Origin of the sequence: Chryseobacterium sp. CT-SW4 (assembly GCF_048572715.1) — a bacterium.
GTDB lineage: Bacteria > Bacteroidota > Bacteroidia > Flavobacteriales > Weeksellaceae > Chryseobacterium.
In genome coordinates, this window is the sequence record NZ_CP183840.1 from 982163 (window position 1) to 998672 (window position 16510).

The 16510-nt window shown below is 35.5% G+C and carries 10 protein-coding genes and 1 pseudogene; 8 read left to right on the top strand and 3 right to left on the bottom strand.

The window, feature by feature from the left end; genetic code table 11:
- Window positions 1-54: 54 nt before the first annotated feature.
- The gene (locus ABJ974_RS04360; protein ID WP_419870166.1) at window positions 55-936 is read right to left on the bottom strand and encodes a Ppx/GppA phosphatase family protein; all 882 of its coding nucleotides are present in this window, start codon (window positions 934-936) and stop codon (window positions 55-57) included.
- A complete protein-coding gene (ppk1, locus tag ABJ974_RS04365; protein ID WP_419870167.1) occupies window positions 933-3005 on the bottom strand; it encodes a polyphosphate kinase 1 in 2073 nt (690 codons plus the stop codon). Before ppk1 ends, ABJ974_RS04360 begins: the two co-directional genes overlap by 4 nt.
- A gap of 200 nt (window positions 3006-3205) precedes the next feature.
- Here ppk1 and dnaK point away from each other — a divergent pair, with 200 nt between their 5' ends.
- From dnaK to ABJ974_RS04405, 8 genes and pseudogenes are all read left to right on the top strand, one after another.
- Window positions 3206-5104: a molecular chaperone DnaK gene (dnaK, locus tag ABJ974_RS04370; RefSeq protein ID WP_419870168.1), complete on the top strand. Its 1899-nt coding sequence runs from the start codon at window positions 3206-3208 to the stop codon at window positions 5102-5104.
- A gap of 514 nt (window positions 5105-5618) precedes the next feature.
- Entirely contained in the window at window positions 5619-7208 is a 1590-nt protein-coding gene (locus tag ABJ974_RS04375; RefSeq protein WP_419870169.1) for a T9SS type A sorting domain-containing protein, read from the top strand.
- Between the two features lie 8 nt (window positions 7209-7216).
- Entirely contained in the window at window positions 7217-10702 is a 3486-nt protein-coding gene (locus tag ABJ974_RS04380; protein ID WP_419870170.1) for an RHS repeat domain-containing protein, read from the top strand.
- A 13-nt stretch (window positions 10703-10715) separates the two neighbouring features.
- A complete protein-coding gene (locus ABJ974_RS04385) occupies window positions 10716-14189 on the top strand; it encodes a DUF6443 domain-containing protein (protein WP_419870171.1) in 3474 nt (1157 codons plus the stop codon).
- Between the two features lie 7 nt (window positions 14190-14196).
- The gene (locus tag ABJ974_RS04390) at window positions 14197-14793 is read left to right on the top strand and encodes a hypothetical protein (RefSeq protein WP_419870172.1); all 597 of its coding nucleotides are present in this window, start codon (window positions 14197-14199) and stop codon (window positions 14791-14793) included.
- A gap of 89 nt (window positions 14794-14882) precedes the next feature.
- Window positions 14883-15065, top strand: a pseudogene (locus ABJ974_RS04395) (RHS repeat-associated core domain-containing protein); the annotation flags it as partial.
- Complete coding sequence (locus ABJ974_RS04400; protein ID WP_419870173.1) at window positions 14977-15276, top strand: hypothetical protein; 300 nt, start codon at window positions 14977-14979, stop codon at window positions 15274-15276. The pseudogene ABJ974_RS04395 and the gene ABJ974_RS04400, both read left to right, overlap by 89 nt.
- 35 nt (window positions 15277-15311) lie before the next feature.
- Entirely contained in the window at window positions 15312-15824 is a 513-nt protein-coding gene (locus ABJ974_RS04405) for a thioredoxin family protein (RefSeq protein WP_419870174.1), read from the top strand.
- 43 nt (window positions 15825-15867) lie between these two features.
- On the opposite strand, the gene ABJ974_RS04410 is transcribed toward ABJ974_RS04405, so the two are convergent.
- Window positions 15868-16272: a DUF7674 family protein gene (locus ABJ974_RS04410; RefSeq protein ID WP_419870175.1), complete on the bottom strand. Its 405-nt coding sequence runs from the start codon at window positions 16270-16272 to the stop codon at window positions 15868-15870.
- Between the last annotated feature and the right edge of the window lie 238 nt (window positions 16273-16510).

Genomic DNA, 16510 nt, shown 5'->3' on the forward strand with positions numbered 1-16510 from the left:
AACCTTAATTATTTAAAAGATTCTTCGCTTTTTGATGATAAAAATAATATTTATTTAAGATTCGTATAATTTACTGTAAATATTGTGAATAAGTCCATCCGCAACAGATATTTTAGGAACAAATATTTTGTTGATGTCCGACCAGCTCATGACATTATTAAAAATCCGTAAAGCGGGAACAATAACGTCCGCCCTGTCTTCTCTGAGGTTGTATTTTGTCATTCTTTCAGCAACACTCAGTTCGGAAAGCTCCTTATATGTTTTTTTGAGATGGGCGAGGGTCATGGGTTTTCCGTCCTTTGTTTTACTCATGGAGAAGACCTTATTGATGTTTCCGCCGGAACCGATGGCTACAATGGGCTTTTTACTTGTAATATTCTTCTTTATTTCCTCTCTCATAAGGTTCCAGTTCTCATCTGTTACCAGGTTGTTGAGAAGGCGTATGGTTCCTATATTGAAGGATTTTTCATATTTCATTTTGCCGTTTTCATAAAAGGTAAGTTCGGTAGAGCCTCCTCCGACATCAATATATAAATAGGCAAATTCTTTATCCAAACCTTCCGCCACGTGGTTTTCATAAATTAAAGTAGCTTCTTCGTCCCCGGAGATAATCTCAATGTCAATCCCGGAGGTCTTTTTTACTTCTTCAATGATATTTTTTCCGTTTTTGGCATCCCTCATAGCACTGGTCGCACAGGCCCGGTAATGGTCCACCTTATATATTTTCATGAGATCACTAAATATCTTCATGGAATCAATAACCATTTTTTCTCTTTCTTCTCCTATTTTACCTAAAGTAAAAACATCCATTCCGAGTCTCAGGGGAATCCGGAGAAGATTAAGCTTAATAAATTCGGGAACATGATTATTAACTTTCACTTCATTTATAAGAAGTCTTGCTGCATTACTTCCTATGTCAATGGCGGCAATTTTCATTTCGTGTTTGTTTTAGATTTCAAATATTTATAGGTTTCAATTTGTGAACGGCATTCTTTTTTATCATTTCTTACATATTCATTTCTTAATTTTTTGTCTAAAATTCTGGCTTTTACATTATCATTTAATTGAATATCAAGAATGTCTTTCAGTTCTTTTTTTAAGTCTTTATCTGTGATTTTGGCTGCTGCTTCTATCCTGTAATCAAGGTTCCGGGTCATCCAGTCGGCAGAAGAAATATACATATCTTCGGCTCCTTTACTGTAAAAGTACATTACTCTGGCATGTTCCAGATATTCATCCACGATACTGATCGCTTTTATTTTTTCCTTAAATTCTTTTTGATTCACGGCACAGTAGATCCCTCTTACGATCATTTTAATAACGACTCCGGCTTTGGCGGCATCATAGAGCTTGGTGATAAGCATTCTGTCACTCAGGGAGTTTACCTTGACGATAATTTCCGCTTTCCTTCCGGCTTTGGCTTCCTCAATTTCCTTATCAATGTGATGAGTGATTTTTTCACGCATGAATTGAGGGCATACCAACAGGTTTTTGCAGGTTTTAAGGACCGGTAAATAATCTTCTTTTGGTTTTTTAAGAACATTGAATACTTTATTGATATCGGCCATGATTCCCCGGTCTGCGGTCATTATCAGATGATCTCCATAAATTCTTGCAGTTTTCTCATTAAAATTACCGGTACTTACGAATCCATACTGAATGGTCTTGTTATGAGATCTTTTTTTAATGACACAAAGCTTGGCATGTACCTTTTTATCCGGAATCCCTACCAATACGGTAATGCCTTCGGGTTCCAGCATTTCTTTCCATTCCAGGTTGGACTCTTCATCAAATCTTGCCTGCAGTTCAAGCATTACAGTTACTTCTTTGCCATTTCTTGCGGCATATATCAGTGCATTGATTATTTTGGAATTACTGGCCAGGCGGTAAGCGGTAATCTGAATGGATTTTACATCAGGATCCATAGCAGCTTCCCGCAGAAGATCTATAACCGGGTTGTATTTATGATAGGGAAAGGTTAATAAAACATCTTTTTTAAGAATAACGTCAGTAACCCTGTCTTCGTTCTGAAAGGCGGGATGGGTAAAAGAAGTTCGTTCCACAGGTCTTTCATACGATTCGAATACTTCGGGAAAATCCATGAAGTGTTTGAAATTGTGGATTTTTCCTCCCGGGATTATACTGTCTTTTTTGGTGAGGTTAAGCTTACGGATAAGAAGTTCAAGAAGGGCTTTGTCCATATCCTTATCAAAAACAAATCGGGTAGGCTTTCCTTTCCTTCGGTTTTTAAGTCCTTTTTCGATTTTTTCAGCAAAATTGGTCCTGATATCATTATCGAGATCCATTTCAGCGTCTTTAGTTACCTTAAATGCATTGGCGGAAAACTCATCATATCCGAAATAAGAAAAAATATGGGGCAGGTTAAATGTAATCACATCTTCGAGGAGCATTACATTTTTCTCTTCCGGATCTTCGGTGGGAAGAAGGACAAATCTGCCTACAAACCGGGAAGGAATTTCTATAATGGCATAATTGCTGTGATATTGCCAGTCTTTCTTTCTCATAGCGACTCCCAGATAAAGGCTTTTATCCCTCAGATAGGGCATAGGAGTATTTTCATGAAGAAGAATGGGAATAACGTTGGATTCTACCACTTCATCAAAATATTTTCTTACAAAGTCTTTTTGTGCGGAAGTCAGGTTTTTGGAGTTTTTAATAAATACCTTGTGCTCTGCCATTTCTGCCAGCAGTTTTTTCCAGGTTTTATCAAAGTTTTGCTGTTGGCTGATGACAATATCATTAATTCTCTGCAGGATTTTGGAAGGAGCCTGGTAAAAAGACTCGGCCACCACTTTATCTTTGAAATCCATAGCCCTTTTGAGACCTGCCACCCGTACTCTGAAAAACTCATCGAGATTATTGGAAAAAATGCCCAGAAAACGGATTCTCAGATGCAAAGGAACTTTTTCATCCATTGCTTCCTGTAATACTCTTTCATTGAAGGCTAACCATGTAATGTCCCGGGGGTTAAAATGTAATGACATGTAAGATAATTTTATCAAAAATACTAATTCGCAAGCTTTTTGTCCTTATATGAGGGGTTAAACTTTAATTAAATTTTAAATTAAAATCCATCCTTAGAATACTTTTTGTGTCAATTTGTCATAATTTTTCATATGGTATGGATATTGAGAAAATCTAGGTGTAATTTAAAATTTAAAAATAAAAAACATTATAAAATATTATGAGTAAAATAATTGGAATTGACTTAGGAACAACCAACTCTTGTGTTGCCGTAATGGAGGGGAAAGACCCTGTTGTTATTCCTAACGCAGAAGGTAAAAGAACGACTCCTTCTATTGTTGCATTTACAGAAGATGGAGAGAGAAAAGTAGGAGATCCTGCAAAGAGACAAGCGGTAACGAATCCAAAAAAGACAGTATATTCTATTAAAAGATTTATTGGAACTCATTTTAAAGATGACAGCAGTGAAGTATCAAGAGTACCTTACGAAGTAGTAAGCGGTCCTAATGATACAGTGAAAGTTAAAATAGACGACAGAGAATATACTCCACAGGAAATTTCAGCAATGATTCTTCAGAAAATGAAGAAAACCGCTGAGGATTATCTTGGACAAGAAGTTACCAGAGCTGTAATTACTGTGCCAGCTTACTTTAATGATGCACAGAGACAAGCTACCAAAGAGGCCGGAGAAATTGCAGGTCTTAAAGTAGAAAGAATTATCAATGAGCCTACAGCAGCAGCTTTGGCTTATGGATTAGACAAAAACCATAAAGATCAGAAAATCGCAGTATATGACCTTGGAGGTGGTACTTTCGATATCTCTATCCTTGATTTGGGAGATGGTGTATTTGAAGTATTATCTACCAATGGAGATACTCACTTGGGTGGTGATGATTTTGATGATGTAATCATCAACTGGATGGCTTCCGAATTCCAGTCTGAAGAAGGTGTGGATCTGAAATCAGATGCTATTGCTCTTCAAAGATTGAAAGAAGCTGCTGAAAAAGCTAAAATCGAGTTGTCTTCTTCTCCTCAGACTGAGATCAACTTACCTTATATTACGGCTACGGCTACAGGTCCTAAGCACTTAGTGAAAACCTTGACTAAAGCTAAATTTGAGCAATTATCAGCTGACCTGGTAAGAAGATCAATGGAGCCCTGTAAAAAAGCTCTTTCTGATGCAGGTTTATCAACATCCGATATCGATGAGGTGATCCTGGTAGGAGGTTCTACGAGAATTCCTATTATCCAGGAAGAAGTGGAAAAATTCTTCGGAAAAAAACCTTCTAAAGGAGTTAACCCGGATGAAGTGGTAGCGGTAGGTGCTGCTATCCAGGGGGGAGTTTTAACAGGAGATGTAAAAGACGTATTACTTCTTGATGTAACTCCACTTTCTTTGGGTATCGAAACTATGGGTTCAGTATTCACTAAATTAATTGAAGCCAATACAACGATCCCGACTAAAAAATCAGAGGTGTTCTCTACTGCATCCGATAACCAGCCAGCTGTAAGTATCAGAGTAGGACAGGGGGAAAGACCAATGTTTAACGATAACAAGGAAATCGGTAGATTTGATTTAACAGATATTCCACCTGCACCGAGAGGAGTTCCTCAAATTGAAGTAACTTTCGATATTGATGCGAACGGTATCCTTAGTGTATCTGCTAAAGATAAAGGAACAGGTAAAGAACAGTCTATCAAAATTCAGGCTTCTTCAGGTCTTTCTGATGAGGAAATCGAAAGAATGAAAAAAGAAGCTCAGGAAAACTCTGCAGCAGATGCGAAGAGAAAAGAAGAAGTTGAGATCTTCAATAAAGCAGACGGATTGATCTTCCAGACTGAAAAGCAATTAAAAGAGTTTGGAGATAAACTTTCAGCTGATAAAAAAGCAGCTATCGAAAGTGCAGCTGCAGAATTGAAAACTGCTTTTGAAGCTAAAAACGGAGATGAAGTAAAAGCTAAAACCGAGGCTTTAGATGCAGCCTGGATGGCAGCTTCAGAAGAACTCTATGCAGCAGGACAACAGGCACAGGGTGGTGCTGAGGCAGGAGCTCAGAACCCTGGTGGAAATGCAGGAGGTGAAGATGTTCAGGATGCTGACTTCGAAGAAGTGAAATAATTATTGATTAACATCAATTAATAATAAATTGATAAACCGCTGTAAATTTAATTTACAGCGGTTTTGTTTTTAGCTATTTTAAACAGTATGTGTCTCATCTATTACATTCGGGTGGGTTTCTATTTTTTCTCCTGAAATTTCTGTTTTCATTCTTTTAATTGACACAGAGGGAATTTATTATTTCATTTAATGGGAAGAATCTTTTATAGAACAAGTTTTTGCTATATCGGTAAAGTAAATTGCTATTTAATAAATTAATTCATAAAAAAATACTGTTTTTCGGTACTTCAATACTACTGCAAATAGTTGTTTTTTACTTGAAATGACAAACAAGATGGCGTATTGATAAAAATCAATAAATATATCAAATGTTTTGTTATCAGTTAATTATAATACGTTATTGATCAATTTCTATGTATAGATTTATAAATATAGATTTTGGATTCTTATTTATGCTCTGAATTTCTTAGGTTTGAATAATTAGAAAGATTTACTTTAACACTAAAAAAAACAGATGAAAAAACTCTACACGGGTGCATTATTTCTATGCATTGGTGTTTCGTTGTATTCACAGGAAGTGGTTTGGCAGAAAGATATCAAATCCAATACTCAGGATTTTCTAAGTCAGATTGTTACAACGGTAGACCAGCAATATTTAATTACAGGAAGTGTTATTCAAAGCAGTAAGCCGGAGACTTCAGGCAGGGAGCAGAATAACGGTTACGATTTCCATTTAATTAAACTCAATCAACAGGGAGAACAGAGCTGGGAAAAATATTTCTCGGGGAATAATCATGATTTTTTATCGGCTACAGTGTCTACCCAGGAGGGAGGTTTTCTGTTAGCCGGAACTTCTCATTCTGGGAAAGGTCTGGATAAGAAAGAAGAAAGCAAAGGAGGTTCTGATATCTGGCTTATCCGGCTCAATGAGCATGGCGATGAATTATGGCAGAAAACTTTAGGCAGCAGTTCGGATGAAGAGGCCAGATCAGTAGTTCAGACTACGGACTTAGGGTTTGTAGTAGCGGGAAGTATTCAGAATTCTTCTAAAGGTTATGGTTCTAAAGATGTTTTGATTATCCGTTTGGATAAAGACGGAAAAGAGCTGTCCCAACTTATTGTAGGAGGAAGAGGACTGGATGAAGTAGAGAAGATGATCCCAACCAGGGACGGAGGAGTTCTGTTAGGGGTATATTCAAGAAGTGAAGCTTTCACAGAAAATAAGGCTATTTCAGGTACAGGTTCAGTAGCTCTTCGCCAACAGCCAAAAGCCAGCAGCCATTACGGAGAAGGCGATTACTGGCTGGTGAAGCTAAGTAAAGAAGGAAAAGTAGAATGGGAGAAGAATTATGGAGGCAGTGGAGATGATCATCTAAGAACTTTAGCTTTAACTTCTACAGGCTATATAGTAGGAGGAGAATCCAGATCAGAGAGGTCAGGAAACAAGACTGTGGGTATAGAAGAAGGTACTGACTTATGGTTGATTTCTTTAAATGAGAAAGGAGAAGACTTATGGCAGAAGTCGTATAGTTTTAAGAACAGAGATGTACTGATGGGCATGAGTACTATTAATAAAGGAGATGATAAGACAAAAGGAATTCTGTTAGGAGGATATACCCAAGCAGAAGGAAGGATAGAGACCGATGATGAAACGTTTTGGATGCTTTACCTGAACGATAGAGGAGAGGAACAATGGAGAAAACATGTGAAAGGAGAATCAAGGAAAAAGGAGGAGAGGTTATCGGATATTAAGCTGAATAGAGATGGTTCAATCTTATTGGCAGGAACGAGCGGAGAAGAATTAGGTAAAGAGAACTGGAAGATTGTGAAGCTGGGAGACAAGCAGATCGATCAGCTGATAGAGAAGCCGGATATAAAGATTTATCCGAATCCTGTATCGGATTATGCTTATGTTGAAATTGGCTATGATTTTAAGGAAGCAGAGATACTGTTGTATGATATGAGTGGAAGGCAGCTACAAAACTTAAAGACTAAGAATAAGGTTACTAAGTTGAACACACAATCTTTAATCCAAGGAGCTTACCTGGTGGTGATTAAAACTGATACGAATAAAACGGCTAATGCTAAGTTAATTAAGAAATAAAAACCGAAATGAGAAGAAATATTATACCTATTATTTTTATAATAAGTCTACTTAAAATGCATGCTCAGACAACAGGGAATGATCCGTATAATCCGAGTGTGAAAAGTATTCCTACATCTCCTGATATGGCTTTATTGGGAAGGTTTGGAGAAATACCTGTGGGGCATTATACAGGCACAGCACAAGTATCAATCCCCTTATATACAGCTAAAACAGATAATATTGAAATACCTATAACTCTTGGTTATCATACCTCAGGAGTTAAAGTAGCGGATGAAGCAACATGGGTAGGTTTAGGGTGGAGTTTAATGCCAGAAGGAACTATTTCGCAAGAAATTAGAGGGCAAGAGGATAATTTGGATACGCCAATGGTGTATACTGATCCTACCAGTTACAATACTTTTAAAAGTAACTTTACAACACTATATGCTGAAACTCATACCTACCGTAATCAAAAAGGATTTGCAGGATATAACACAGTCTTTCCAGTATATTCAGGAGATGACTCTAACTTTATAATTAATAATTTATTAAATGGAGTAGGTCAGCCAGATATTTATACTTATAATTTTTCAGGATATTCAGGAAAATTTATTATTAATCCTGAAAATGAAGATGAGATCATTATTTTGGATGATAATGAAGATATTAAATTTACTAAAAACAATAATGGTTGGATTGCTGTAACACCTAGTGGTGATAAATATTATTTTTATGCAGTTGAAAAAGCAAGTAGCTTAACCTCTGCTATTGTAGATGTAGGCTATACATTTAAATTAACCAAAATTGAGCTTATTTCAGGAAAATATATTGATTTTATTTACCAGGATGAAACTAATTACCAACAGTACCCTGTTCAGACTGCTAAAATTATCAACTTTGGAACTTCTCTGCCAGTAAGCAGTTCTATAAATTCAACGATAAGTTATAAAAAAAACCTTGTCAAAATTGAAACCCCTACTACTATAATTAATTTTAATTTGGTAAATAGAGATGATATTAAGCCTTATGTTACTAATCTTCCAGCCAAAAAACTGCAATCAATTGATATAATTTCAAAATTCAATAATAAACCTATTAAGAGTTTTTTATTTACACAATCCTACTTTCCATATAAGGTTTCAGCAATGAATCAGAATATAAATCTTAATATTGGAAGTGATGAAGCTTTTTATGGGAAAAGGTTAAAGTTGGATAATGTCAAAGAACAGAATTATGATAATCAGGGGAATGCACAACAGCCTACTCCTCCTTATAAATTTGATTATAATACCAGTAATGTTATGCCTCTTAAAGTATCTACTTCGGTAGATTACTATGGTTACTTCAATGATGAGCCCAATACTACATTATTACCAGATTTAGATTACTTTGAATATTTCAATCAATACGCTTATACTAATGTAAATCTAAATGCAAGTTACCCTTATACAGGAGCTAAAAGATTTACCAATCGAAACTATATTGACACCAATATTCTTCAAAAAATAACTTATCCTACAGGAGGATCTACCGCATTTGAATATGAATCAAATATATTCACCAACCAGTCTATTCCTGATAAAGCTCAGATCCAGCAGATTCATAAGGATATAGAAATTAATAACGATGGCTGGTCCACTAATCCTACTCAGGATTATTATAAGGAGTTTACCTTAGGGAGGACAACTACTATAAAATTCCTAAATAAGGTTTATGACGGATATACAGGTTATGTAAATCCAAATATGCAAACTTATACCTATCAGCAAATGATTGGTGGTAAGATAACATTTAGCAAGTGGAAAAAAAACAGTGCAGGACAATATGCTGAGACTATAATAAAAGAATGGTCTGTTGCCTCTGTTATGGGAACAACATTTACTGCAAACCACGGAGCTTCCTGGGAAGAAAGTGTTCTTGTTCCATTTGATTCTGATTCAACTGTTAAATATAGTATTAAAGTTGAAAATTCTACACCATATACCTCTAATGACACCTATCATATTGCCAGTGTCAGGTCCAGATATATTTATGAAGATCCTTACGCTGTTGACCAAAATATTTCTTATGGAAACGGAGTCAGGGTTAAATCTATTAAAAACTATGACAGTAATAATGCTTTGGTTGGATATAAAAAATATAATTATATAGGAGGCAAATTATTATATAAGTTTGAGCCTTTAACCAATATTAATGGCGCAACGTTTAAAAAGATGCCTACAACTGTTTCAAACGGATGTTTACTTGAATATATTTCAGTTTACAATGATTTGACTGTTAATTCTAATGATTTTGGAATAAGCGGGGAGAAATCATTTGGATATGATAAGGTTGAGGAAATAGAAGTTGATCCAGCTACGAATGAGGGAAAAGGTAAAAAAGTATTTTCTTTTACAAACCAGATGAATACCTCGATGAAAGGACTGCCAAAAATTGATGATCCATTCAATGGTAAAAATACTTCTATAGAAGTATATGATGAAAATCAAAATAAAATTTCTGCTAAAACAACAGTATATGGATATTTGCCAAATATTTATAACATATACCCTTCTTTCTCCTTAGTAAATACTTCGATGGGATCAATTGATCCATCAAGTCAGGTTTATCCTTCAGGTTGTCTTACAGGACAACAGATATATACAGTATCAAACCCTATTAACACAACAAAATACAGATTTTTTGTAACACCTTTAATTGTAAGAAGAATAAGACCAACTTTTGTTAAGGATATTCAGTATTTTAATAATAATACTGTTGAAGTTAAAACCCAGAATTTTTATGAGAATACTTTAAATAAGCAATTGACTAAACAAACAATCACATATCCTGATTCAAATACTATGGTCACCACTTATTCGTATGCTCATGAAAAAGTTAATCAGAAGCTGATAGATGCCAATATGATTGGTATTCCCTTAGAGACAACGACGACTCAAACGATAGGAAGTTCTACAAAGACTTTATCAAAAACCGAGACTGTTTATCCTACTTCCGTACCTACGACACAGGCCGGGAATTTATTATTGCCTTTATCCGTTAAATCCTATGATTTACAGAACTCTGCTACTACCTATACCGAGGTAACTTATGATCAGTATGATTCAAGAGGAAATTTACAGCAGTACACGACTAAAGACGGAGTTCCGGTAGCTATAGTTTGGGGCTATAACCAAACCCAGCCTATCGCTAAGATAGAAGGCGCTACCTATGCCCAGATAAACTCTTTAGCCTCTGCCATCATTGCAGCTTCTGATACCGATGCATCAGCATCAATCAATAATGATGAATCGGCACTTCTTGCTGCTTTAGACAGCTTCAGAAATAACACTGCATTATCAGGTTATCAGGTTAGTACTTATACCTATGATCCTTTAATCGGAGTAAGAAGTATTACTCCACCCTCAGGAATAAGAGAATATTATATCTATGATTCAGCAAACAGATTGGAGAAAGTGGTAGATAGTAATGGAAATATTTTAAAAGAATATAAGTACAACTACAAACAATAAAAAAACACGAACTATGAAAAAAATAATCCTTCTTATAAGCCTATTGTTTGTAGTAGGCTTAGACGCGCAGACAACAAGTGAGAACTATATCCAGAGCCGGGTTTATTTAGAGCCAGTCACCGTGAGCAGTACAACAGCCAAGCAAATACAGAGCGTTCAGTATTTTGACGGACTAGGCAGAGCCAACCAGGTAGTTAATGTAAAATCATCCCCCCTTGGAAGAGATGTAGTTACCCATATCGAATACGATCAGTTTGGGAGACAGGTAAAAGATTACCTTCCGGTTCCTCAATCCAATACCCAAAATGGTGCGATCTTCCCAACTCCTTTATCCAATGCTACCCAGTCAGATATTTACGGAAATGAGAAGATCTATGCAGAGAAGATCTTAGAGAACTCACCTTTGGATAGGGTTCAGCAGCAGATCCAGGTAGGAACGGACTGGAGCACAAAACCCGTTACATTTGAGTATGATGCCAATACCACAGCTGATGCTGTAAGAAAATTTACAGTTACCACCACTTGGGCTAGTGGAACTACAGCTTCAGTTTTGAGTACCAATACAGCAACTTATGGAGCCAATCAGCTATATAAAAATACAGTTACAGATGAAGATGGTAATAAGACCATAGAATTTAAGAATGGACAGGGGCAGGTTATCCTGGTTAGAAAAGTAAACGGAACTGAGAATGCCGATACCTATTATGTTTATAATGAGTATAATCAATTGGCTTTTGTAGTTCCCCCTCTTGCGTCGGTAGTTGCTAATGTTAATACTGTAATAAGTACCCTATGTTATTTATACCGTTATGATGGCAGAGGCAGACAAGTTCTTAAGAAGATGCCGGGCAAGGCATGGGAATATATGATCTACGATAGGCAGGATAGGCTTATTATGAGCCAGAATGTTTTATTAGGAGCCAATAAACAATGGTTATTCACGAAATATGACCAGTTTGGGAGAGTAGCTTATACAGGAATCTATACCAGTACTAAGGCTTATGGAGTTGCAGGATGGGCAGCAGAACAGGCCCTAGTAGATGCCATGGGAAGTAATAATGAGTCCCGGTCCTCAAGTGCTGTATTTACGGTGAGTGGCGTGACGCTTTATTATACCAAAAATGCTTACCCTACCGCTAATATGAGTAAGATTTTAAGTGTTAACTATTATGATACATATCCACCATTTGCAGGAGGGATCAGTCTTCCTACCCAGGTGTTGGGTCAGAATATCTTACCTCAGAATGCTCAAAGTTCAATAATCAGTACCAAAGGTTTGCCCACAGCCACCTATATCAAGAATATAGAAGATGATGAATGGACCAAAGCCTATACATTCTACGATACCAAAGGCAGAGCCATATCCACCCATTCTGTAAACCACTTGGGAGGTTACACCCGTACAGAATCCTTACTGGATTTTTCAGGAGTCGTTCAACAATCTAAAACCTATCATAAACGTTTAAGCACGGATACAGAAAGAATCATTACTGAAAACTTTACGTATGACCATCAGAACAGACTGTTAACCCATACCCACCAGGTAGATAGCAATACTGCAGAGGTTCTGGCTCAGAATAGCTATAACGAACTTTCTCAGTTGAAGACTAAGAAGGTAGGAGGAACCAGTGCAGCATCACCCCTTCAGACGATTGATTACAAATACAATATCCGAGGCTGGATGACCCAGATCAATGATCCCTCTAACTTAGGAGCAGATCTGTTTGGGTATAAGATCAAATACCACCAGGTAGAAGGATTAGAAAGTCCTAATGGAGATTTTACAAATTTAAAAGTAAACCCAAAATACAATGGAAATATAGCAGAAATAGACTGGCGGACAGCCACAGCAGCAGGGGACAATTTGAGAAGATATGGGTATGTCTATGATGGATTAAACAGACTCTTAGCAGGCTTTTATCAGAAAGACGCCAATCCATCCGCTAAAGAATACTTTGAGAAGCTGGATTATGACTTAAATGGTAATATCACCAATTTGAAGAGATCTGAAGGAGCACCGGTAGGAAGTAATACTGCCATGCTAATAGATAACCTGGATTATGTGTATGTAGGAAACCAGCTTCAGAGCGTTACCGATGTATCTGGGCAGTATAGCGGTTATCCTGAAACCTCCGGAACACCCATTACCTATGATCTTAATGGAAATATGATTACCCAGAATGATAAAGGAATTTTGCAGATAGATTACAATTACCTGAACCTACCCAAATATATATTATTTAATAAGGCACTATCTACTCATACCGGACTTATCAGAGAGAATACTTCCTACCTTTATCGTGCAGATGGAGTTAAGCTAAGAAAGATCTATAACTATAAAGGAGTAGAGGGGAGTACAGCCTTACTTTCCCGAACTACGGAATATCTGGATGGCTTCCAGTATGATACTACTATAGGAAAGAATATGGTAGCTGTATTAGGGTTAAAGTTTGTTCCTACAGCCGAAGGTTACTACAATTTTGAAAATAATAAGTATATTTACAACTATACGGATCATTTAGGCAATGTGAGGTTAAGCTACTTCAATAATGGTAGCGGAGTAGAAGTTCTGGAAGAGAATAATTATTATCCTTTTGGAATGAAGCATGAAGGATATAATGGGCTGGCTGGGAATACTAATTATCAGTATAAATATAACGGTAAGGAGTTACAAACAGAATCTGGAATGTATGATTATGGCGCAAGGTTTTATATGCCGGATATAGGAAGATGGGGCGTGGTGGATCCGCTGGCGGAAAAATATCCTTCAATTAATCCGTATAGTTATTGTATTAATAGTCCTATTATGTTTGTTGACCCTACAGGAATGACAATAGAAGATCCTGATGATTTAGTGAAAAAGCAAAAACAAATGTTAAAGGATACAAATAGTACAATTCAACAATTTGTTAAAGATGGAGGTATGGATGCTGAATTGGGGAGTAAGTTAATTTCTGTGAATGAAAGAATTCTTGGAGAGATTTCGAGTTTAGAAAAGTCTGATCAAGTTTATAGTGTTTCAAATGTGGGTATGGGAGACAGTGGAATGTCTTATGATGCTAGCTCTAATAAGGTAATCATAAAATCTGAAAACGATTATGGATTACTTGGACACGAATTAAAACATGCTTATCAATTTGAAAAAGGAGAAGTCTCAATTGCAGCGGATAATAAAAGCTATGGTAGTTTATATGACGTTAGTGATGAAACAGAAGCATATAATAGAGAAAGATATCATAAATCAGGTAGAGATTATATTGAAAAATCTAGTACATATGTTTGGAAAAACTCAGATGTACTTAAATTTGGTACTACAATGATTCCTCCCGCATATCAAACTTTACCAGAGGGTCCAATAAATATTAACTCTAAAGAAGGCAAAGCTTTAAGACAAAGGGTGATAGAGGCAGGGAGATTAGGAATCCCTGTTCAGGAAGTATACAAAGGATGGCAAAAAGATTATCAAAAAGGGAGTTCAAAGAAATAATGAAATTATGAAAAAAACAATTAACTTATTCTTTTTATTAACATCAATATCCATTTTTTCACAAAATAAGTCAGGAGTATATTCGTATAAAACATCCCATTATTCTGAAAGTATAAATTTATTGAAAGATGGAACTTTTAGATATTATAAGAACACAGAATTTTTGAAAGATGAAATATTTGGAAATTGGCAGTTAAGAAATGATAGTATAATAGTGTTAGATAGCTATCCTCAAAAGTCCAAATTGAATGTTATTGAAGGACTAAAAAAACAAAAAATAACTACTATTAATGTAAAAGATTTTAGAGGAAATCCATTTCATTATAATTTATATTTAATTTCGGATAAAAAAGATACAGTTCTTTATAAAAATCAATTTGAAGCAAGTATTATTAAAGAGAAACCTAATTTTTTTTATTTAGTAAGTTCTGAAGGTTTACAATCTCCTGTTTATAAAATAACTGGAACAAAAAGTAATTGTTTTGATGTTATGTTTGAACGGCAAAGAGTATTTGAAAATGAACAATGGAAGTTATTAGAAAATACTATAATCCCTTTAGGTTTAGATGGAAAGTATTCAAACTACAAATTATTAAAGGAGTAAAGATAATTTTCATTATACAAAAAAGCACGTAAAATAATAAACCCAGACAAATGTAAGGGTTTATTATTTATATGATCTTCTAAAATAAAGAAATTCTTGAAGAGAATAACTATTAACCTTTTGGGCTAAAACATAAAGGATACAATAGTTTAACAGGTAATACAAACTATTAGTATAAATACAATGGTAAAGAGTTACAGACAGAATCTGGAATGTATTACTACGGTGCAAGGTTTTATATGCCGGATATTGGACGGTGGGGTGTTTCTGATGGAACCTCTTTTTATTGAATCAGGCAAGAGAAGGGGAAAGTTTTTATTTTTAAGTGATGAAATTACAGGTCCTTTAGTCAATGTGAGGTTAAGCTACTTCAATAATGTTAGCGGAGTAGAAGTTCTGGAAGAGAATAATTATTATCCATTTGGAATAAAACATGAAGGATATAATGGCCTTACAAAAACTTATCCCGAAAAAAAATACTAAATTAGTAGACTAGAGATTAATTAAATTAAACCCTCATGAAGTTTTCAAAAATTATTTTATTATTTACAGTATTGTTATTTCAGGTAGGCTTTGCTCAGGAAAAGGCGGATGTTATCCTTAAAAAGGCGCTCACTCAGGCAGGCTCAGAAAACAAAAATGTATTGCTTGTATTTCATGCATCATGGTGTAGATGGTGTAAGCTGATGGAAAAAAATATGAACCTTCCGGAAACCCGACCTCTTTTTGAGAAAAATTATGTGACTGCTTATATTGATGTTCAGGAGCGGGGAGATAAAAAAACAATTGAAAATCCCGGAGGTCAGGAACTGATGAATCGGTTTAAGGGAGAAAGTGCAGGATTGCCTTTTTGGGTAATTCTTAATTCAAAAGGGGAGATACTTACCAATTCTTTTAATGAGAAAGGAGAGAATCTGGGTTCCCCATCCACAAGGGGAGAAGTAGATACATTCATTGGAAAGCTGGAACAGTCTTCAACACTTAATAAAGAGGAGTTAGAGGTTATTTATAAGACCTTTTTGAATAAATAATAAAACAAAAAAACTCCCGCAGCACTGTGGGAGTTTTTATATGTTAGTGATGGACTTTCTTAAAAAACAGCTCATCTTTTTTTACCTGATCCTCGTAAATTTTCTGGAATTGTAAAGGCATATACTTATAGATAAGACTCCATTGTTGTCGGTCGGAGATTCTTCTCATACTTTCAAAAGACCGTATAAAGACATTTTCGATCAGATCTTTAATGTAAGTATTTCCATTTCTGTAAAGCCATTCCATTGTTTTTATTTTTCGGGCGACCATACTGGTTTTGGATTCCTGTAAAAGAGTCTTTATATAATTAATGGTAGCCTGGATAATTCCCGCTAAATTATCCTGATAGGATAACTGGGTGATTTCATTTTTAAGAGAAGGATAAAAAACCTTTAAATATTCTACAGCAACTTTATTGTTCACAGTTGGTATCTCAACATTCATCATAATTTAAATATTTTCAAGATATGGTTTTATTGCTGCTAAAACTGTACCAAATTATAGATATGAGACTATAATAAATATGGCTATAATAGCAGATATATGAATAGTGATAATTTCTGTACTATGCCTGTAATTCGTTGTTTTCCAGTGGTTCCAGTTTGAATTTTTTCTGATTTTTGACTTCATGGATCTTAAATTTATGTAACAAAAAATGTAAAAAATGTAACAAAATCTTTTAGGA

Excerpts from the sequence above, each read along its gene's own strand:
- ABJ974_RS04360 (WP_419870166.1), bottom strand. The coding sequence starts at position 936 with ATGAAAATTGCCGCCATTGACATAGGAAGTAATGCAGCAAGACTTCTT.
- ppk1 (WP_419870167.1), bottom strand. The coding sequence starts at position 3,005 with ATGTCATTACATTTTAACCCCCGGGACATTACATGGTTAGCCTTCAAT.
- dnaK (WP_419870168.1), top strand. The coding sequence starts at position 3,206 with ATGAGTAAAATAATTGGAATTGACTTAGGAACAACCAACTCTTGTGTT.
- ABJ974_RS04375 (WP_419870169.1), top strand. The coding sequence starts at position 5,619 with ATGAAAAAACTCTACACGGGTGCATTATTTCTATGCATTGGTGTTTCG.
- ABJ974_RS04380 (WP_419870170.1), top strand. The coding sequence starts at position 7,217 with ATGAGAAGAAATATTATACCTATTATTTTTATAATAAGTCTACTTAAA.
- ABJ974_RS04385 (WP_419870171.1), top strand. The coding sequence starts at position 10,716 with ATGAAAAAAATAATCCTTCTTATAAGCCTATTGTTTGTAGTAGGCTTA.
- ABJ974_RS04390 (WP_419870172.1), top strand. The coding sequence starts at position 14,197 with ATGAAAAAAACAATTAACTTATTCTTTTTATTAACATCAATATCCATT.
- ABJ974_RS04400 (WP_419870173.1), top strand. The coding sequence starts at position 14,977 with ATGGTAAAGAGTTACAGACAGAATCTGGAATGTATTACTACGGTGCAA.
- ABJ974_RS04405 (WP_419870174.1), top strand. The coding sequence starts at position 15,312 with ATGAAGTTTTCAAAAATTATTTTATTATTTACAGTATTGTTATTTCAG.
- ABJ974_RS04410 (WP_419870175.1), bottom strand. The coding sequence starts at position 16,272 with ATGATGAATGTTGAGATACCAACTGTGAACAATAAAGTTGCTGTAGAA.